At 64.5% G+C, this 19401-nt stretch carries 20 protein-coding genes; 8 read left to right on the forward strand and 12 right to left on the reverse strand.

Going from position 1 to position 19401, the window contains the following annotated elements; all coding sequences use genetic code 11:
- The first annotated feature begins 26 nt into the window (after positions 1-26).
- Positions 27-1298 (forward strand): DNA recombination protein RmuC, encoded by a 1272-nt coding sequence (locus ACWGS8_RS18725; RefSeq protein ID WP_454582316.1) that lies wholly within the window; start codon positions 27-29, stop codon positions 1296-1298.
- On the opposite strand, the gene ACWGS8_RS18730 is transcribed toward ACWGS8_RS18725, so the two are convergent.
- The 4 genes from ACWGS8_RS18730 to ACWGS8_RS18745 all read right to left on the reverse strand — a co-directional run bounded on the left by ACWGS8_RS18730 (position 1295) and on the right by ACWGS8_RS18745 (position 4554).
- The gene (locus tag ACWGS8_RS18730) at positions 1295-2107 is read right to left on the reverse strand and encodes a class I SAM-dependent methyltransferase (RefSeq protein ID WP_454582317.1); all 813 of its coding nucleotides are present in this window, start codon (positions 2105-2107) and stop codon (positions 1295-1297) included. The genes ACWGS8_RS18725 and ACWGS8_RS18730 overlap by 4 nt on opposite strands.
- Before the next feature lie 81 nt (positions 2108-2188).
- Positions 2189-2593, reverse strand: coding sequence for a GFA family protein (locus ACWGS8_RS18735; RefSeq protein ID WP_454582318.1), 405 nt, complete (start codon positions 2591-2593; stop codon positions 2189-2191).
- 76 nt (positions 2594-2669) lie between these two features.
- Positions 2670-3623: a cation diffusion facilitator family transporter gene (locus ACWGS8_RS18740; protein ID WP_454582319.1), complete on the reverse strand. Its 954-nt coding sequence runs from the start codon at positions 3621-3623 to the stop codon at positions 2670-2672.
- Positions 3624-3744: 121 nt separating this feature from the next.
- Entirely contained in the window at positions 3745-4554 is an 810-nt protein-coding gene (locus tag ACWGS8_RS18745; protein ID WP_454582320.1) for a transglutaminase-like domain-containing protein, read from the reverse strand.
- Between the two features lie 212 nt (positions 4555-4766).
- On the opposite strand from ACWGS8_RS18745, the gene ACWGS8_RS18750 reads away from it, so the two are divergent.
- Together ACWGS8_RS18750 and sugE are read left to right on the forward strand one after the other, a co-directional pair.
- Entirely contained in the window at positions 4767-4892 is a 126-nt protein-coding gene (locus ACWGS8_RS18750) for a hypothetical protein (RefSeq protein ID WP_081294966.1), read from the forward strand.
- 201 nt (positions 4893-5093) lie between these two features.
- The gene (gene sugE / locus ACWGS8_RS18755; protein WP_454582321.1) at positions 5094-5408 is read left to right on the forward strand and encodes a quaternary ammonium compound efflux SMR transporter SugE; all 315 of its coding nucleotides are present in this window, start codon (positions 5094-5096) and stop codon (positions 5406-5408) included.
- 114 nt (positions 5409-5522) lie between these two features.
- Here sugE and ACWGS8_RS18760 read toward each other — a convergent pair whose 3' ends face one another.
- Complete coding sequence (locus ACWGS8_RS18760; protein ID WP_027047610.1) at positions 5523-5951, reverse strand: DUF6481 family protein; 429 nt, start codon at positions 5949-5951, stop codon at positions 5523-5525.
- A 221-nt stretch (positions 5952-6172) separates the two neighbouring features.
- Here ACWGS8_RS18760 and ACWGS8_RS18765 point away from each other — a divergent pair, with 221 nt between their 5' ends.
- Positions 6173-7234 carry an LLM class flavin-dependent oxidoreductase gene (locus tag ACWGS8_RS18765; RefSeq protein ID WP_454582322.1) on the forward strand — a complete coding sequence of 354 codons (1062 nt, stop codon included), beginning with the start codon at positions 6173-6175 and terminating at the stop codon, positions 7232-7234.
- A gap of 117 nt (positions 7235-7351) precedes the next feature.
- On the opposite strand, the gene ACWGS8_RS18770 is transcribed toward ACWGS8_RS18765, so the two are convergent.
- Positions 7352-8197, reverse strand: coding sequence for a helix-turn-helix domain-containing protein (locus ACWGS8_RS18770; RefSeq protein WP_454582323.1), 846 nt, complete (start codon positions 8195-8197; stop codon positions 7352-7354).
- A gap of 85 nt (positions 8198-8282) precedes the next feature.
- The gene (locus ACWGS8_RS18775) at positions 8283-8738 is read right to left on the reverse strand and encodes a carboxymuconolactone decarboxylase family protein (RefSeq protein ID WP_454582646.1); all 456 of its coding nucleotides are present in this window, start codon (positions 8736-8738) and stop codon (positions 8283-8285) included.
- 404 nt (positions 8739-9142) lie between these two features.
- Between ACWGS8_RS18775 and ACWGS8_RS18780 the strand changes: the two genes are divergently transcribed.
- From ACWGS8_RS18780 to ACWGS8_RS18795, 4 genes are all read left to right on the forward strand, one after another.
- Positions 9143-10312 (forward strand): AI-2E family transporter, encoded by a 1170-nt coding sequence (locus ACWGS8_RS18780; RefSeq protein ID WP_454582324.1) that lies wholly within the window; start codon positions 9143-9145, stop codon positions 10310-10312.
- Between the two features lie 71 nt (positions 10313-10383).
- Positions 10384-11220, forward strand: coding sequence for an arylamine N-acetyltransferase family protein (locus ACWGS8_RS18785; protein WP_454582325.1), 837 nt, complete (start codon positions 10384-10386; stop codon positions 11218-11220).
- Positions 11217-12218: an LLM class flavin-dependent oxidoreductase gene (locus ACWGS8_RS18790; protein ID WP_454582326.1), complete on the forward strand. Its 1002-nt coding sequence runs from the start codon at positions 11217-11219 to the stop codon at positions 12216-12218. The genes ACWGS8_RS18785 and ACWGS8_RS18790 overlap by 4 nt, the downstream gene beginning before the upstream one ends.
- A gap of 78 nt (positions 12219-12296) precedes the next feature.
- Positions 12297-13091 carry an inositol monophosphatase family protein gene (locus ACWGS8_RS18795; protein WP_454582327.1) on the forward strand — a complete coding sequence of 265 codons (795 nt, stop codon included), beginning with the start codon at positions 12297-12299 and terminating at the stop codon, positions 13089-13091.
- A gap of 32 nt (positions 13092-13123) precedes the next feature.
- Here the strand turns inward: ACWGS8_RS18795 and ACWGS8_RS18800 are convergent, their stop codons facing one another.
- Genes ACWGS8_RS18800 through ACWGS8_RS18820 form a run of 5 tightly spaced genes read right to left on the reverse strand, consistent with a single transcriptional unit; the run spans position 13124 to position 19391 of the window.
- Positions 13124-13585, reverse strand: coding sequence for a MarR family winged helix-turn-helix transcriptional regulator (locus ACWGS8_RS18800; RefSeq protein ID WP_454582328.1), 462 nt, complete (start codon positions 13583-13585; stop codon positions 13124-13126).
- Positions 13582-14166 carry an amino acid synthesis family protein gene (locus ACWGS8_RS18805; RefSeq protein WP_454582329.1) on the reverse strand — a complete coding sequence of 195 codons (585 nt, stop codon included), beginning with the start codon at positions 14164-14166 and terminating at the stop codon, positions 13582-13584. The genes ACWGS8_RS18800 and ACWGS8_RS18805 overlap by 4 nt, the downstream gene beginning before the upstream one ends.
- Complete coding sequence (locus ACWGS8_RS18810) at positions 14159-15043, reverse strand: UPF0280 family protein (RefSeq protein ID WP_454582330.1); 885 nt, start codon at positions 15041-15043, stop codon at positions 14159-14161. The genes ACWGS8_RS18805 and ACWGS8_RS18810 overlap by 8 nt, the downstream gene beginning before the upstream one ends.
- A complete protein-coding gene (locus tag ACWGS8_RS18815; protein ID WP_454582331.1) occupies positions 15043-16584 on the reverse strand; it encodes a 6-hydroxynicotinate reductase in 1542 nt (513 codons plus the stop codon). Before ACWGS8_RS18815 ends, ACWGS8_RS18810 begins: the two co-directional genes overlap by 1 nt.
- Positions 16581-19391 (reverse strand): molybdopterin-dependent oxidoreductase, encoded by a 2811-nt coding sequence (locus ACWGS8_RS18820; RefSeq protein WP_454582647.1) that lies wholly within the window; start codon positions 19389-19391, stop codon positions 16581-16583. The genes ACWGS8_RS18815 and ACWGS8_RS18820 overlap by 4 nt, the downstream gene beginning before the upstream one ends.
- Between the last annotated feature and the right edge of the window lie 10 nt (positions 19392-19401).

The raw sequence follows: 19401 nt of genomic DNA on the forward strand, positions 1-19401 counted from the left end.
GCCGCCGAATCGGCTATGCTGTCCACATGAATGATCTGAGCACCATCCTTTCGCAGCCCGTCGCACGGCTTGGCGCCTCGACGATCACGCTCGGCCACGCCCTGGCCTTCGGCGTGTTGTTGTTTCTCGGCCTGTTCTTGGCGCTGGTCGTCGCGCTGTGGCGGTCGGCCAAGGCGCGCGCGGTCGCGGCCGCGGAAGCCGCCGACCACGCCCGCGACGCCGAGGCGCGGATGGCCGGCATCTTGCAGAGCCAGGCCGAGATGCAGGGCCGCATGGGCGCCATCGCCGAAGTGTTCGGCGCGCGCCAGGCGGAGTTGACGCAGTCGATTGGCCAGCGCCTCGACGCCATGACCGGCCGTATCGGCCAGACCATGACCGAGCAGACCAAATCCACGCATGAAAGCCTGGCGAAACTGCAGGAGCGGCTGGCGATCATCGACACCGCGCAAGGCAACATCCAGTCGCTCGCCGGCCAGGTCGTGCAGCTGCAGGCCATCCTCTCCAACAAGCAGACGCGCGGCGCCTTCGGCCAGTCGCGCATGGAGGCGATCGTCGCCGACGGCCTGCCGCATGGCGCCTATGAATTCCAGGCGACGCTGTCGAATGGCAGCCGGCCCGATTGCCTGGTGAAGATGCCGAACGGCGCGCCCTCACTGGCCATCGATGCCAAGTTTCCGCTGGAAGCCTGGAATGCCATCCGCGCCGCCGACGGCGCCGACCTGCAGAAGGTCGCGTCCCAGGCCTTCCGTCGCGACATCGAGATCCATGTCCGCGACATCTCGGAAAAATACCTGATCCAGGGCGAGACGCAGGACACCGCTTTCATGTTCGTGCCGTCGGAATCGGTCTTCGCCGAAATCCACGAGAATTTCGAGGCGATCGTCCACAAGGCGCACCGCGCCCGCGTCGTCATCGTCTCGCCGTCGCTGCTGATGCTGTCGATCCAGGTTATCCAGGCGATCCTCAAGGATGCCCGCATGCGCGAACAGGCGCATCTGATCCAGGGCGAGGTCATCCGGCTGATGGAGGATGTGGCGCGCGTCGACGAGCGCGTGCGCAAGCTGCAGGGCCACTTCGGCCAGTCGGCCAAGGATATCGAGGATATATTGGTCTCGACATCGAAAGTGACCAAGCGCGGCCAGAAGATCGAGGCGCTGGAGTTTGGCGCGCAGGCCGATGGCGATGCCGGTCCGGAGACGCCGTCACGGGCGCAGGCGGCGAAACTCGAGCCCGGCCCCCGCGTTGCCGATTCAAAGACCGGGCAGCTCAGGCTGCGCGTCGTCGAAGGCGACGACTAGGCCACGGCCACGATGACGTGCGCCTGGATTTTGGCGGCAACCGCGCCGCTGCCATGCCTGGCCGCAATCGCGGATGCGGCATAATCCGTTGCGGCGTCGAGGTTTGCGGGGTCCCTGGCCTCGATTTCGGTGCGAAGCACCGTTCCCTGGCAATAGGCGACGGCCGGAATACGCGGCGAGGGGGCACGGCTTTGTTCGGCTCTCGTCTCGATCGCCACATCGCAGAAGCCGGCCTCTTCCAGGTCGCGGCGGATCAGGGCCTTATCATGATAGCCATGCGGCGTGCGGGCCAGGAAGCGCGGCGGATCGTTCGGAAACATCCTTGCCAGCGCATTGGTCACATCGTCCGCAAACACACTCTCCTCGATGCGGTCCCATACGTTGAACAGGAAATGTCCGCCGGGCTTCAGCACCCGCCTGGCCTCGCGGTAGGCGGATGGACGGCTGGGAAAGAACATCGCGCCGAACTGGCAACAAACCAGGTCGAAGGCCGCGTCCTCAAACGGCAGCGCCAGGGCATCGGCCTGGCGCCAGTGGATGCGACTGTCGGGAGCTTGTCGCGAAGCGGCATAGTCGAGCATCGGCTGGTTGAGGTCGGTCACGACATAGATTGCGTCAGGGGATAGTTTCGGCGCCAGGGCACGGGTGACGACCCCGGTGCCGGCGGCGACTTCCAGGACGGCTTTGGGCGAGAACGACGCTGCCCGCCGTGCAAGGTCCGCGGCGAACGGCTCGAAAATCAACGGCACCATATAGCGGTCGTAGTTTTCCGGGATCGAGCCGGCAAACAGTTTGTCCGTCTCCAACATCGCTATTACCCGCCCGTCTGAGCTGAGCGAGGCTAGCACAGAATTGCTTGTCTTGGACGGCTTTCGACCGGGAGGCTCGAGCTACTGTTCTTCCACTATGCTCATGCCCTCGAATTCGGGAAGCCAGTGCAGGGCCGACCGGTGCCATTTTTGTTGTGTCGGCACCAGATCCTCGCGTTGCCGCGCGGTGCCCGTCCTGATTCCATAGATCTTCGGGCCGTCGCCAACCGACGTAGCGTAGAGATGCGCCCCGCAGTCGCTGCAAAAGGCCTGGGCGCGCTTGGCGCCGCTCGATCCGGTCTTGATATAGATTTTTGGGGTGCCTCTGGTGATGCGGTAGTGATCCTCTGGCGCGGGAACGGTGACACGGAATGCCGTGCCGGTCAGCTGCTGGCAGTCCGTGCAGTGGCAGATCGAGGTCTTCTCCGGATCGACCTCCGCCTCATAGGTGATGGCGCCGCAATGGCACCCGCCGTCGATCTTCATGGCCGTTCCTCCGAAATCCGTCGCCTGATCTTAGCAAGGCAATGCGACGGGGCAACGGTGCTGCACTGGTCCAGGACTAATTGGACGCGGCGTCGACCAGTTTGCGCCGCTGCTCCCAGGTGCCCGTGGTCTGCGGCTTGACGAACAGCCGCGAGATCTCCGGCATCTCCTTCTTCAGCCGTGCCTCGATGCGTTCGACACAGGCTTCGATATCCGGCGCCGTCAGATGGTCCTCGAATTCGATGCTGAGCCCCGCGACGATCTCTTGCGGTCCCAAATGGACGGTCAGGACGCCGTTCGCGCGTTGCACCGCCGGATCCTGCTGCACGATCGCCAGCACCTTTTTCTGCACTTCGGGCGAGGCCGGTTCGCCGATGAGCAGGCCCTTGCTTTCACGGGCGAGGAAAATGGCCGTGGCGCCGAGGATGAGCGCGATGCCGATGGAGGCGGCGCCATCGAGCTCCGGCATGCCAAGCAGTTCCGCCGCCAATATGCCGGCGAAGGCGACGATCAGGCCGAGAAGTGCCGCGCTGTCCTCGAACAGCACTGTATAGACGCTCGGGTCCTTGCTCGATTGCACGGCCTGCAGCCAGCTCTGCTTGCCTTTCTCTCGGCGGAATTCCCTCAGCGCCACCAGCCAGGAGCTGCCTTCGAACAGGAAGGAGAGGCCGAGAACGACATAGTTCACCTTGACGTTGGCGACAGGCTCCGGCGCCATGATGTGGATAATGCCCTCGTAGAACGACACGCCGGCACCCAGCGCGAAGACCAGGAGCGCCACGATGAAGCTCCAGAAATAGAGTTCGCGGCCATGGCCGAGCGGATGCGCGCGGTCGGCCGGCCGCGCGGCACGGTGCATGCCGTAGAGCAGCAGGCAGCCATTGCCGGTATCGACCAGCGAATGCACGCCTTCCGACAGCATTGCCGAGCTGCCGGTGAAGAAAGCGGCTGCGAATTTGGTCAGTGCGATCGCCAGATTGCCGGCGAGCGCCGCATAGATGACCATTTTGGAGCCGCCATGTCCGGCCATGCGGTGTCGTCCCCTTTGAGGCATAGAGTTGTGACGGCCCTGCCGCCGAAGCTCCACAGCCACCACAACGCGCTAACCGCCGGGTCGTTCAAAGTCGTTGAAGACTTTGCAGGCCTGAACGCTAATCCTGGATCTCGTCGGTCCACACTTTGAAGGCGGCAAGAGTGCCCGGTCCGAAAATATGGGTCAGCGGCACATCCGCCGCGTCACGGCCCGAAGCGATCAGGATGCGGCCGATGCGTGGCGCGTTGTTGCGCGGATCGAAAGCGTGCCAGCGGCCGCCGAGATAGACCTCCATCCAGGCGCAGAAATCCATGCTCGCCCACGGCTTCGGCATGCCGATGTCGCTGATATAGCCGGTGCAGTAGCGTGTCGGGATGTTGAGTGCGCGGCAGAAGGTGACGGCAAGATGCGCGAAGTCGCGGCACACGCCGCTCTGCTCGCGGTAGGCTTCCGCCGCGGTGCGCGTTGGCCGCGCATTGCCGTAGTTGAAGGCGATGTGGTTGTGAACGAAATCGCACACCGCCTGTACGCGTGGGATGCCGAGCGGTGTGTGGCCGAACAGCCGCCACGCTTCGCTGGCCAAAAGGTCGCTCTCGCAAAACCGGCTGGGCAGCAGGAACAGCAGCGTTTCCGCCGGCAGGTTGCGCACCTCGTGCTGCAGGGCCATCAGCTCGCCCATCTCGAATGTGCCGGGGTCGCGGATCACCGCATCCGTGCCGAAGGTGAACCGTCCGGGCGGCGCGACGAAGCGGTTGCACCAATTGCCGAAACTGTCGCGGTAGCTCTCGATCGGCACCGGCGGGCTGGAGGTCAGGAAATCCGGACGTTCGAGATCGGAGGCGCGCGAATAGTGGACATTGAGCATCGCGATGAGCGGCGTCTCCTGCGGGAAGTCGAAGCTCATCTCGCAGCCGATGTGGATCCGCATTGTCGTCCTGACCGGCCTGCCCGACGATCACCCGGCGAAGGCGCGGGTCGATGCTGCAGTGCGAAGATGAGAATGGCACGGGGCAGGATGGTTTACGAGCAAATTAGAAACTGGTTGAAAGCGGCCAACCGGCAGTCGCGACAGGCGCTGCCCTCTTGCAGCAAAGCGTTTCTCTTGTTTCACTTCATTCCCCGCAACAGGAGGAACGAATCATGGCTAAAGGCGCGATGAAGGCAGGCAAGGAAGCCCGCAAGCCGAAGAAGGATGCCAAGAAGCCGGCAGCCGCTCCCGTCCTGAAGGCGCCGCCGGTCAAGGCGATGCGCATCAAGGAAAAGTAGGCCCCGGCAAGTCAGGCGCGGCAAATCCCACCTGCGGCGTCAGACAATGCCGCCGGATTGATCGGGCGTTTGGACAACCTATATCCGTGGCGCGGGGACGACCCCGCGCTCCCCAACAATTCGGTCGGGACGACCCGCCCTAGTGATCGGCATCTGAGGATCGGATCCTGTCTCCGGCCCGATGCTGGATGGAGCGTTCCGATGTCCTGGACTTTTCTGTTCTTCGCCGGCCTGTTTGAAATCGGCTGGGCGATCGGCCTCAAATACACAGACGGATTTACCAGGCTGGTTCCGACCGTGCTCACGGTTGCCTCGATGATCGTCAGTCTTACCTTGCTTGGCTTGGCGCTGAAGGCGCTTCCCGTCGGCACCGCCTATGCGGTGTGGACCGGCATCGGTACGGTCGGCACGGCCGTGCTCGGCATCTGGCTGCTCGGCGAGCCTGCCACCGCGATCCGGCTCGCCTGCATCGCGCTGATTGTCTGCGGCATTATGGGGCTGAAATTCGCGGCCTGAAAGCGGTGTGGGACAACAATATGCGTCCAACAATGCAAAAGCCCGCACAAACACGTTCAGGGCCGCAGCAAGGCGACCCTGATTCAATGTTCGAACTTGGCTGCGCCGAAGCTGCTAGCGGGCGGAGAAGCCCGGAGGAGCTCGGCCGGTCCGTGCCTTGCGCGCCGCATAGCGTGCGTCGCGCTTGGCCTTGCGCTCCGCCTCGTCGGCGAGCAGGCGGGCAATGCGCTCGGTCTCTTCGGCTTCCCGAATTTTGGCCTCGGCCTGGGCTGCCTCTTCGGCAGCGATGCGTGCCGCTTCGGCTGCTGCCTCGCGCTCGGCCTTCTCGGCGGCTTCGCGTGCCAGCTTTTCCTGCTTCAGCCTGGCCTTCTCGGCTTCGCGGATCTCACGAGCCTGGAGGATCGCCTTGCGTTCGGCCTGTCGCGCCAGCACCGCAGGATCATCTGCCGCCGGCTTTGACTTGAAGCGCTCCAGAAGCGCCTTCTTTGCCTCGTTCGCGGCATTGCGCCGCTCGAAAATGTCTTTTTCCCTGTAGATAGCCAAGTCCACTTCCCTGAAGTCAATTTGCGACGCTTACATACGCGCGAATGCCGAGAGTTCAAGCGCCAAAACGGTATGCCAGCCATGAAATTGCGTGATGTTGCACGCGGGAGACGGCTTTTCCCGCGCAAACCGACATGCACTGTTCACCGTCCACGCCTCTGGCGGCAAGACAGTTCGCTCGCTACGTCTAGCTGCAAAGCCCAACACCAGGATGACATCACATGGAACTCGGTCTCTACACTTTTGCAGACGTCAGCCCGCAGCCCGGCCCCGGCGCCATCGGGCCGCATGAGCGCTTGCGCAACCTGATCGAGGAGGTCGAACTCGCCGACCAGGTCGGTCTCGACGTCTTCGGTCTCGGCGAACATCACCGGCCCGACTATGCCGCCTCCGCGCCGGTCGTGGCGCTCGCCGCTGCCGCCGAGCGCTCGAAGCGCATCAAGCTGACGAGCGCGGTCACGGTATTGTCCTCCGACGATCCGGTGCGCGTCTTCCAACAGTTCGCCACGCTCGATCTTCTCTCGGGCGGCCGTGCCGAGATCATGGCCGGGCGCGGTTCGTTCATCGAATCCTTCCCGCTGTTCGGCTACAATCTGGAAGACTATGACGAGCTCTTCGCCGAAAAGCTGGATCTGCTGCTCGCCATCCGGGACAGCGTCAAGGTCACCTGGTCCGGCAATCTACGCGCGCCGATCAACGATCGCGGCGTCTATCCGCGGCCCTTCCAGGACAGGCTGCCGGTCTGGATCGCGATTGGTGGGACGCCACAGTCCGCGGCGCGCGCGGGTGCGCTCGGCCTGCCGCTGGCGCTTGCCATCATCGGCGGCGAGCCGGCCCGCTTTGCGCCGCTGTTCGACCTCTACCGCGAGGCCGCCAGGCGCGCCGGTAGCGACCCGGCGGGTCTCGCCACCAGCATCAACGTGCATGGCTTCATCGCAGACACGACCGAACAGGCGGCCGACGATTTCTACGGCCCGCAGGCCGAGGTGATGAACCGCATCGGTCGCGAGCGCGGCTGGGGTCCGACATCGCGGGCGCATTTCGACCAGTCGCGTGGTCCGAGCGGCGCCCTGTTCGTCGGCAGCCCCGAGCAGGTGGCGGAAAAGATCGTCGCCCAGCACAGGATTTTCAACAATGACCGCTTCCTGCTGCAGATGGCGATCGGCACCATGCCGCACGCCAAGATCATGAAGGCGATCGAACTCTACGGCACCAAGGTGGCGCCGATCGTGCGCAAGGAGACGGCGAAGTCCGCGCCCGCGGTGGCAGCGCCCGTCGCCTGAAGCAATTGCAGGAAAGTGTGAAGCGGTTTTCCCACAGCAATTGCGCAAAGACAAACAGGCAGAGCGGTTCGGCGTTTCCGAGGAAACGATGAACCGCTCTAAGCGCCGCGCCGCGCGCTACGGCTCGCCCGCGTCCGCCATCATATCGGCATGGTGGATTTCGGTCGCCTCGTCGGCCGGGAACATGCATTCGATGCGCAGTTCCTGTGCGGCGACGGTTTGCGGCGTGCCGACGGTGGTGACCATCGAAAAATAGTTGAGAACCCGGTCTTCCCCCTCTTTGGCCGGCCTGACAAAACCAAGCGGAATGGTCGGCATGAAGCCGATCGCCACCGGGTTCTTCCACTCGCTTTTCACGTCCGGATAGGCGAGCAGTTCCGCCAGCAATGCCTTTGTCCTGTCGTCGACGACACGGCCGATGGATTCGCGATAGACACGCTCGAACAGGCTTTTCGCGACTTCAGGCCAGTTGGCGACGAACGGGCGCATGCCCTGGGGATCGAACATCAGGTGCAGCATATTGCGTGGTCCCTGGCGGGCTTCCATGTCGATGAAGCAGCCGAAGAAGCGCGGCGCGGCTTCGTTGGTCATCAGCACGTTCCAGTAGCGATCCATGACCAGGGCCGGAAAGGGCTCATGCTGTTGCAGCATGCGCTTCAAGGCTTTGGTCACACCAGTCATCTCGGCTGAGTCCCAGGCACTTTCCGAAAACATCGGCGCATAGCCTGCCGCCAGCAGCAATGTGTTGCGGTCGCGCAAGGGGATGTCGAGCGCCTGGGCAATCGTCATCAAGGTCTGGCGTCCGGGAACGCTGCGGCCGCTTTCGACGAAGCTGATCTGCTTTTGCGAAATGCCCGTATCGAGCGACAGGTCGAGCTGGCTGCGGCCGCGCAAATCGCGCCAGTGGCGCAGGAGCACACCAAGGTTGGGCGCCATGTTCGTCTTGAGATCTGCCGATTGCATCGGTCCTCACAATCCATCCGCAGATACAGCGGATGATGCCGACATCGCATGGATCGCATTAGCCATCCATGCGATGTCGATTGATTCAGGCCGCCGCGGACCACGCCTGCGGCTGGAAGCGTTCCTCGATCGGCGTCCCGGCCATATTGGTGGTGGTCGCCGCCATGGTGGAAATGCCGACGCCGGTCACGACTTCCAGAATCTGGGCCTTCGAATAGCCGGCCGACGTAAACGCGTCGATGTCTGCATCGCTCACGTTTCCCCTGGTCTCGATCAGTGCCTTGGTCAGTGCCGAGAGTGCGGCATATCGGGGATCGCTCGGCAGCCTGCCCGCGCGGATCGCCATGACTTCGCTCTCGGCGATCCCGTCTTCGATGGCGAATGTCGAATGAGCGGCAACGGTCCAGGGACATTTGATCGTGACGGCGTTCGTCAGCAGCAGGACCTGTTTTTCGATTTCGTCGAGGCTGCCGCCGTGAAAGCTGGCGAAGGTGCCGGCGAATCCATTGAGAAGAACCGGACTGTTCGCCATCGTCGCCATCACATTCGGAAGAAAACCAAATCTCTCTGCCAAGGCTTTCAGTGTCGACCTGGATTTCTCCGGGGCGGACTCGATCGTTTGAAGGATGAATCTCTGCATTGTAGGGTCCTCTTAGAAGATCAGTTTCCGATTGCATGCACACTTTCGCGTTCCGCCACAGCTGCTGGTCGGTTCTTGCCTTTCTGACGTCGCGAAAGCCTGGATGTATTAAGCCTCCTGGAGGCATGGCCTCAATTACATCAGATGTAATATTTCAATCCGCGTATTGCGCGACTGCGCTGTGGTTCGCGGTGGACCCAAATTCGCCGAGACCAGTCCGAAGCCGGCTCATGGAACTTCCGTCCCGAACTCCGCGTTTCATCCAGGCATTGCCGCGTGAAGAGACGTTGGCTCCAGGGGTAACCATGAAAACCGAACCCGCTGCTACGGGCGCAGGCGTTGCTGAAAGCCCTGATCCGCGCGTCGAAGCCCGCGCCGACACCCATCTGATGCGCTTGCTTCTGGTCGGCATCTTCATCTTCATGACCGTCTATGCGCTCTATTTCGGCCGCGCCTTCTTCATGCCGGTCATCCTGGCTTTCCTGCTGGCGCTGACATTGACGCCGATCGTGCGGCTGCTGCGCAAGCGCGGCATTCCCGAAGCGGTTTCGGCGACGCTCCTGGTGCTTTTGTCCATCTGCGTCTTCGCCAGCGCCGGCTATCTGCTCTCAGGTCCGGTCATCGAGCTCATCAACAACACCTCGTCGATCGGCCAGCAGCTTACCGAGCGGCTGGCGCAATTGCGGCGTCCGCTGGAAAAGATCATGCAGGTCTCGCATCAGATCGAGCAACTGACCGAGACCTCGCAGGAGCCCGGTGTCCAGAAGGTGGCCGTCGCCCAATCCGGTATCCTGTCGTCGGCCGCCAGCAACATCCTGTCGGCGGGAACAAGCCTGACCATCATTTTCGTGCTGTCGCTGTTCCTGCTCGCCTCGGGCACGATGTTCTACGAGAAGATCATCCAGTCCTTCACCAGCCTCAGCGAGAAGAAGCGGGCGCTGCGCGTCGTCTATGATGTCGAGCGCGAGATCTCGCACTATCTGCTCACCGTCACCATCATCAATGCGGGTCTCGGCGCGGTTATCGGCCTGGGCCTGTGGGCGCTCGGCATGCCCAATCCGCTGGTCTGGGGCGTGGCTGCGGCATTGTTCAACTTCCTGCCCTATGTCGGCGCGCTGATGACCATCGTGCTGGTCGCGGTGATGGCACTGATCAGCTTCGACACTATTTCCTATGCGCTTCTGGCACCGGCCTTCGTGCTGTTGTGCGATGTGGTCGAAGGTCAGTTCGTGACACCGATGGTGGTCGGCAGGCGTCTCGAGATCAACGCGGTGGCGATCTTCATCGCCATTGCCTTCTGGTCGTGGCTATGGGGTTTCGTCGGCGCGCTGATGGCGGTGCCGCTGCTGGTCGTCATCAAGGTGTTCTGCGACCATTTCGAAGGGCTTGGCCATGTCGGCAATTTCCTCGCCGCGCAGCAAACCGCCGTAGTGGAGGACGAATCCGTCGAGGAGAACGGCAAGGCCACGGCATAGAAGGCGGACGCTGTTTGCGGCGGCCGGATCGAATGCCTATATCCGGCCGATCGATCCCCGGTGCCTTCCTTATGAGCGATGCTCCTCCCTTCGACCTCGACGCCTATCTCGCTCGCATCGGTTACGCCGGTCCGCGTGAACCGTCGCTGGATACGCTGAAGGCGCTGCATTTCGCGCATCCGCAGGCGATCCCCTTCGAGAACATCGATCCGTTTCTTGGCCACCCGGTCCGGCTCGACCTTGCCGCGCTACAGGACAAGATCGTCCTTGGCGGGCGCGGCGGCTACTGCTTCGAGCACAACCTCCTCTTCATGCATGCGCTGCAGGCGCTTGGTTTCGAGGTCGGCGGCCTGGCCGCGCGTGTGCTCTGGGGCCAGAGCGAGGACGCCGTCGCCGCGCGCAGCCACATGCTTTTGCGCGTCGAGCTCGACGGCCGGACCTACATCGCCGATGTCGGCTTCGGCGGCCTGACCCTGACCGCGCCGTTGCTGCTGGAACCGGGCCGCGAACAGAAAACCCCGCACGAGCCATTCCGCATCGTCGAGGCCGACGATCATTTCCGCCTGCAGGCCGCCATCGGCGGCGACTGGCGCTCGCTCTACCGCTTCGACCTGCAGCCGCAATACGAGGTCGATTATTCCGTCATCAATTACTTCCTGTCGACCAGCCCGACATCGCATTTCCTCAGCACTGTCATAGCGGCGCGCGCCGCGCCGGACCGGCGCTACGCGCTGCGCGGCGTCAGGCTGTCGATCCATCACCTTGGCGGCCGCACCGAGCAGACAGAGATAGCCACCGCCGCCGAACTTGCCGACACGCTCGAAGGCCATCTCGGCATCGTCATTCCCGACCGCACGGCTTTCGAGGCCAGGCTGCGTGAGAAGAAGATCGTGGAGACCAACGCATGACCGAACTGTCCGTTCTCGACCTGTCGCCGATCGTCCAAGGCAGCAACGCATCGCAGTCGCTGGCCAACTCGCTCGATCTCGCCCGCCATGCCGAGCGGCTGGGCTACAAGCGCTACTGGCTGGCCGAGCATCATAACATGCCGGGCATTGCCAGTGCGGCCACATCCGTGGTCATCGCCCATGTCGCCGGCGGCACCAAAACCATCCGCGTCGGCGCCGGCGGCATCATGCTGCCCAACCATGCGCCGCTGGTCATTGCCGAGCAGTTCGGCACGCTGGCTGCCCTGTTTCCGGGCCGCATCGATCTCGGCCTCGGCCGGGCGCCCGGCACCGACATGAACACCGCGCGCGCCTTGCGCCGCAACCTCGAGGCCGGCGCCGACAGTTTCCCGCAGGACGTCGTCGAACTGATGGGCTATTTCCTGCCTGCGGAGGAAGGTCAGCGCTTGCGCGCCGTGCCGGGCGAGGGCCAGACCGTGCCGATCTGGATTCTCGGCTCCAGCCTCTACGGCGCGCAGCTCGCCGCCATGCTTGGCCTGCCCTACGCCTTCGCCTCGCATTTCGCGCCGGCCGAGCTTGATCATGCCCTGGACATCTATCGCTCGCGCTTCCAGCCGTCGGAACAGCTCGACAGGCCGCATGTGATGCTCGGCCTCAACGTCTTTGCCGCACCCACCGATGCCGAGGCTCGGCTGCTGTTCACCTCGCTGCAGCAGGCCTTCGTCAATCTGCGCACCGGCCGTCCCGGACGCTTGCCGCCGCCGTTCGAGAACTATGACCGCGATCTCGACCCGATGGCCAAGACCATGCTCGGCCAGGCGCTGTCCTGCGCCGTCGTCGGCTCTCCCGAAACCGTCCGCCAGGGCATCGACGCCTTCGTGCGCCGGACCGGCGCCGACGAGCTGATGGTCACCGCGCAGATCTTCGATCATGCGGCACGGGTACGGTCATTCGAGATCCTGGCTGACGCTCACAAATCGCTGTCGCAAGCGGCCTGACATTTATCCGCCAGGTGCTTTTGCCGGCAGCGACGCTCTGCTAAATGCGGCGCATCCTTCCGCAGAGCGAGCCTTGCCGTGACCCATGATCTTGACGCCCGCACGCAGTTTGCCGTCGACCTGGCGCGGCGCGCAGGCGAACTCGGGCTCGAATATTTCCGCGATCTGGAAAGCCTGACCATCGAGAGCAAGGGTCATCAGGACCTGGTCTCGCAGGCCGATCGCGAGGTCGAGCTGTTCATCCGCGCGGCGATCGCCAGGGACTATTCGCAGGACGGCATCGTCGGCGAGGAACATGCCTCCGTCGCCAGCTCGACCGGCCATGTCTGGGTCATCGATCCCATCGACGGCACCGCCAATTTCGTGCGCGGCATTCCGGCCTGGTGCGTGGTGATCGCTTGCGCCAAGGACGGGGAGACGGTCGTCGGCGTCATCCACGAGCCGTCGACCGGCGAGACCTTCCACGGCCGACTCGGCGGCGGCGCCTTCATCAACGGCAGGCCGATCGAGGCAAGTGCCGCGACCAGCCTGGAAGAAGGCTCGGTGGGGACCGGATTCTCGAACCGGGCCGAGGCCGAGAACATCGCCGTGCTGATCAGGAAGCTCCTCGCCCAAGGCGGTGTCTTCTTTCGCAACGCCTCCGGCGCCCTGATGCTGGCCTATGTGGCCTCGGGCCGGCTGCTTGGCTATGTCGAGGAACACATGAACGCCTGGGACTGCCTGGCCGGCATGCTGTTGATCGAGGAAGCCGGCGGCACGGTCCTGAAGGCGGATCGCGAGACGGTGCTGCAGAGCGGCACACAGGTCATCACGGGCGGCAAGGGCGTCTTTTCGAAGCTGCAGGAACTGTGCAGGGAAGCGTTCCCGCTCTGATCGCCATTTGATGCGGTGGATCGTGGCGGCACCTACGCCAGCTTGGCCAGCAGCTTCATGAAAGTGGCGATCTCCTTGGCCGAGAGCGGCGCCAGCGTCTCCCTGGTGATCTCGCGCGCCAGCGGGATCAGCCGTTCGATGGCGTCGCGGCCTTCGGCGGTCAGATTGACCAGCAGCCGCCTTTTGTCGGCCTCATGCTTGGAGAGTTCGACCAGGCCGCGTGCCTTCAGCCGATCGATCACGCCCTTCACCGTCGCCGCGTCCATGGCGATCAGCGTGCCGAGCTGGTTCTGCGAGGTCTCGCCGACGTCGCGCAGCTTGGCGAGTGCCGCGAATTGCGGCGGCGTCAGGTCGCCAATATGCGCGGCGAAGATCGAGACATGCCGCTGGTGCGCCTTGCGCAGGATGAAGCCGACCTGCTCCTGCAGCAGGTAATCGTGCTCCTCGGGCTCTTCGGCCTCGACCAGCTTGAGCAGATTGTCCCCGCCGCTCACCGCAGCCCGTCCCAGGCCTTGATGTCGGCTGCCGCCAACCCGCCCATGCGGTTGTGAACCCGTGGCCCGCAGGTCATGGCCAGACAAAAAAGAATCTCGTCGGGGCGTGGGCCGTCGCTGACGCCGACTTCCATGGCGTCGAAATGGCTGCGCACATAGGCGGCATTGATGTGGCCGAGCGGCACATCGAGCTTCGAGCCGAAGGCGCCGACCTTCTTGGCCGACGGCACGATCGCCTTGGCGTCGCCGAGCCGCTCGCGCATGGCGTAGCCGCCCGGCACGTGCCAGAGCGCGCCGTGCTCCAGTTCGCCAGCAGTGCCGACAATGGCGCCCTTGCCGTAGCCGTCGATCTGTTTGACGTCGCCGCCCAAGGCGGCGATCAGCCGGTCGGCAAGCAGCAGGCCAAGCGGCTTCAGATCGTCCATGGCGCTCTGCAGATCCTCGACATAGCGCCCGGCGAACGGGTTCCCGACCACGGCCATGGCCGCGGCGCGCCGGCGCGGCACGTCCGCGACCGGTCCGCCCTCATGAAAGATCTCTTCGCTCAGCACCGCGATCTTGCGGATAGGAAACTCAGGCATGGGCAACTTCCTCCCTCGGATTTTCGTTGGGCGCGGCAAGCGCCACGGAACCGCTGATGCGGGCCTCACCGCCAAGAAACAGCGCCGATCCGGCGATCAGGCCGCGCCGGCGAAAATCTTCGGCGACGGCAAGGCCGTTGTCCAGCGCCCGCGCCACCTCGCCAGGCGCAAGCGTGCCGACGCCTTGCGTCACCAGCAGCGCGCCAAGGTCGCTGTCGGGCGACAGTTCACGTGCGGGAATGCGCTTGATGGCGGGATTGCCGGGCAGGTCCACCGCATTTGCAATGAGCGTCGCCGCCGCATCGGCCTCGGCGCCGGTCCGCGCCAGCACGGTGACGGCGTCGGCAATGCCAAGTGAGAAGGACCGGCCGCGCCAGCCGCTGGTGGCGACGCCGCGAACGCCATCTTCCCCGCGGATCGTGATCCGGTCGGCCATGCCGTTGCCGGTGCCGGCGACCGCAAGGCCGATCGACCGGCCCTTGCCGATGTGGAGGGCGCTGTCGCCGCCATTGTTGACATAGGCGCGCTCCAGCCTGCGGCCGGCAAGCAATGCAGTGAGCATTTCGTCGGCTACCGATCCCGCGACGGCGGCCATAGGTGTGATGAAACATTCCGCCAGCGGCATGACGGCTGCTTCCATGCGGCGCGCCGTCGGGCCGTTGAAGGCGCGCGGCGCCAGGAAAAATGCCGGGAGCCGCAATTCGGGAAGCTCCCTAACCAGTTCGATCAGGATCGTCTGGAACCGCGCGACGGCCTGCTCATAGGCCAGGCGGCATTCCTGCGCCTCGCCAAAGGCCTCGACGATCAGGTCGATCGGCCCATGGTTGAGATGCAGCCGCTTGCCGTCCTGCAGCCAATGCGCCTGCGGGCCGTCCATCATCCGGCTCCGTTCGATGCGGCGCGTCGCAACTGCGCCAGCGGCGGCCATGGATTGTCGGACGGCGCACCGGTGCCGTGGCGCGGGTTGAGGTATTCGCCACCCTTGGCAACGATATCCTCGACGCTGCGGATCTCGGCCTCGTAGCCGCCGAGCCTGATATAATCGTCGCGGCGCAAGGTGAACTCGATCGGAGCCACCAGCGCCGGCGTCGGCACATAGCCGAAGGCGCCTTCCGGCACTCTGGTGACATCGACCATCAGCGTGATGCCGCCGCCCGGCCAGACATAGACCGGCGCGCCGCCGACCGTCACATAAGTCTTCAGGCCTTGCACCGAACGGGTGAGATTGACCGGGTTTTCGGTGACGCCGGCGCGCAGCGAGCCGCCGGCGCCGCCGATGAACAGCACGGTGCACAGCGCCGGCTCGCAATTGTCCTCGATCAGATTGACCGATTTCTGCAACCGCTCCGGAAACGGCTTTTCGACGGGCTTCAGCTCGTCGTCGAGCTCGTAATAGGCGAACTGCTCGCCGGTGGTCGAAACCATCAGCAGCGACAGGCCCGGCCGCGCGCCCTTCTTGGCGTTCCACTCACCGAGGATCGACAGCGGGTCGGAAATCGAGGTGCCGCCCCAGCCGAGGCCGGGCTCGGAGACCTTGAAATAGCGGCCCGGCGTCGAACGGCGGCCGATGATCTTGATCCCCGTATCCTGCCAGCCCAGCACCTTGCCGGCCTGGTGCTCGGAAACGACGCCGGTGATGTGGTCGTCGACCACCACCACCTCGTCGACCAGCCCGCGCCATTGCGTGGCGAACATGCCGATGGTCGCCGAGCCGCAGCCGACGCGCATGCGGTGTTCCTGTTTGCCGTCGATGACAGGTGGTTTGCCGGCTTCCACGATGATGGTGGCACCGCCGTCTATGGTCAGTTCCACAGGCTTGCGGTTGCACAGGTTGAGCAGCGCGTCGCAGGTTGCCCGGCCTTCCGCCTTGGAGCCGCCGGTCAGATGATGCACGCCGCCCAGCGACAGCATCTGCGAGCCGTACTCGCCGGTCGTGACATGGCCGATCGCTTCGCCCTCTGCCCGGACGGTCGCTGTTTCTGGCCCGATATGACGGTCGGTATCGATCTTCACCTTGACGCCGCAATACGAAAAAATGCCTTCGGTGACGACGGTGACGAGATCGACGCCTTCGACCTCCTGGCTGACGATGAACGGCGCCGGCTTGTAGTCGGGATAGGTGGTGCCGGCGCCGATGGCCGTGACGAAGCGGCGTCCGGCGTTGACCAGTTCGCCGTCCCAGGCCTCGCCCTCGGCAACGAAGGGCACGATTGCCCCGCCGCTCTCGGCCGTGTGGTCGAGTATGGTCAGCGGGTCCATGCGCACGATCCGGCCGCCGGCATTGCCGTAGCGGTCGCAGGCGCCGGTGCGGCCATCGGCTATGTAGCACATGACCGGACAGGCATCGCAGCGAATCTTCTCCGCCACCAGCTTCTCGCCGGGGTCATGGGTCTCGAAACGCTCGGCAAGCTCGCTCATGCGCGTGCCTCCTTTTCGCGGATGGCGGCGCGGATGCGCGTCGGCGTCGCCGGAACCTTGGTGACCAGCACGCCGGTGGCATGGCGGATGGCGTTGAGGATCGCCGGCGCCGTCGGGATCAGCACATGCTCGCCCAGCCCCTTGGCGCCGAACGGCCCTTCGGGATCGGGAACCTCGACCAGAATGGTCTCGATCGGCGGCACGTCGCCAATGGTCGGGATGAGATAGTCGTGCAAATTCTCGGTGCGGCCGGGAATGTACTCTTCCATCAGCGCCATGCCGATGCCTTGCGCGATGCCGCCCTCGATCTGGCCCTCGACCAGCAGCGGGTTTATCGCCTTGCCGACATCATGCGCGGCGGTGATCTTGATCAGCTTCACCGTGCCGAGCTTGAGATCGACCTCAAGCTCGGCGATCTGCGCGCCATAGCCATAGACGGCATAGGGCTTGCCCTGGCCCTTGGCATCGAGCGGCAGCGTCGGCGGGTCGTAAGTCTCCTCGGCGCGAAAGACGCAGCCGTCGGCATCTGCGTCCAGCGAGGCGAGATCGATGCGGCGCATGGCTTCGCCTTCGCGGATGACGATCGCCGCGCCGTCCAGTTGCAGATTTGCCTTTTCGGAGACATTGGCAAAGCGCAGAATCTTTTCCCGCAAGGCGCGGCCGGCCTTTTCGGCGGCCTTGCCGGTTACAAAGGTTTGGCGCGAGGCCGAGGTCTTGCCGGCATCGGGGCTGATTGCCGTATCCGCGCTCTTCAGCCGGAATCTTTCCAGCGGCAGGCCAAGCGCGTCGGCACAGATCTGCGTGATGACGGTGTTCGAACCCTGGCCGATATCGACGGCACCCTGATGCAGGATGACCGTGCCGTCAGCCGCGATGCCGACCCTGATGGTCGACGGATTGGGTAGCGAGGTGTTGCCGCAGCCATACCAGCAGGACGCCACGCCAACGCCGCGCTTTTTATCGCGGTTTTGACTGTTGAAAGTATTGGCGTCGGCCTCCGCCCGCGCCCAATGCGGCAGCAAGGCCTCGAGACATTCGGCGATGCCGACGCCGGACTCCAGCCTCTGTCCGGTGACTGTTTCGGAGCCGTTCCGAAGGCAGTTTCTCAGGCGAAAGTCGAGCCGGTCGATGCCGAGCTTGCCGGCCAGCTCATCATAGAGCGTCTCCTGCATGATCGTCGCCTGCGGCACGCCGAAGCCGCGGAAGGCGCCGGAGATCGGGCCGTGCGTGTGGATGGCGCGGCCCTCGGCGCGGTAGTTCGGCGTCGCATAGGGGCCGGAAGCATGCACCGGAACGCGGTTGGCGACGGTCGGCCCCCAACTCGCATAGGCGCCGGTGTTGAAATCGCCGGCAAAGATCATGCCGGTGACACGGCCTTCGGCATCGGCGCCGATCATCGCTTTCATCTCGGCCGGATGGCGTTTGGTCGTCGACATCATCGATTCGTTGCGCGTGTAAGCCAAGGCCGCCGCGCGTCCGGTTTTCAGCGCCACCAGGCCGATCAGCGGCTGCAGCGAAATGTCGAGTTTCGAGCCGAAGCCGCCGCCGGTCGCGGTCGGTACGATGCGCACCTTGTCGACGGGCAGGCCAAGCACCTTCGCCGTGTCGTCGCGGTCCATATAGGGCGCCTGGGTGCAGGCGACGATCACCAGCGTGTCGCCATCCATATAGGCATGGCCGGCTTCCGGCTCGATATAGGCGTGCTCGACATAGGACGTGTCGATCACGCCCGTCACTATGACGGCCGCATTGGCAAGCGCTGCCTCGGGGTCGCCGCGCTCGACGAAGCCGGAGGTCAGCAGGTTTGAAGGGCGGTTCCGATGGATCAGCGCCGCACCCTCGGCCAGTGCCTCGCAAGGTTGCAGGACATGCGGCAGTTCGGTCCAGCGGATCGGGAAATCCGACAAATCGAGATCGAGCATCGCCTCGCGCTCGCCGGCGACCAGCGCCGCCGCCTCGCCGCGAAGCCGCGCAAACCCTTCGGCGAGTACTGGCTGGTCGGCGAACGGGCCGATGACGCCAAAACAGTTTTTGCCCGGAATGTCGGCCGCCGTGAAGACACCGGCGATACCGGGGTGCTTGCCTGCCCAGCCGTCGAGATCGCCGAAGGCGAAGCCGGCGTGATAGTGCGGCGAACGGACCACCAGAACGGCAAGTGCATCGGCTGGGAAGGAATCGCCGCCGAATTTCTCAGCCCCGGTCACCTTTGGCACACCGTCGAGCCTGACGGGTGACGCGCCGATCGCATGGCCGGACTGAGGCAGGCGGAAATCGAGGCTTGCTGCCTGGAGGGAGGCATCCATCACTGCCGCGATGATCTTCCGGTAGCCGGTGCAGCGGCACAGAATCCCGCCCAGTGCATCCTGCACTTCGGTCTCGGTTGGTCTCGGCGTCGTGTCCAGCAATGCTGTCGCCGCCACCAGCAGCGCCGGCGTGCAGATACCGCATTGTGCCGCGCCATGGGCGAGAAAGGAGGCTTGCAATGCCGAAAGTCGACCATTGGCCAGCCCCTCGACCGTCGTCACCGATGCGCCTGCCACCGAGGCCGCCGGCATCAGGCAGGCGCAGACGGGATCGCCGTCGACCAGCACCGTGCAGGCGCCGCAATCGCCGGCATCGCAGCCGACCTTGGTGCCGGTGAGCCGCAATTCGTCACGCAGCACCTGGGACAGCCGGCGCAGCGGCGGCACATTGACCGAGACGGCGGCGCCATTGACCGCGAAGGCGATGTCGGCGCGGCCGAGCCCGGGCTGGACTACGCCCAATTCGGGCCGGGCTTCACTGACTTCAGGCAGAACCTGGTTCATGTCAGGCTGA

It is taken from the genome of Mesorhizobium sp. 43Arga (assembly GCF_053714255.1).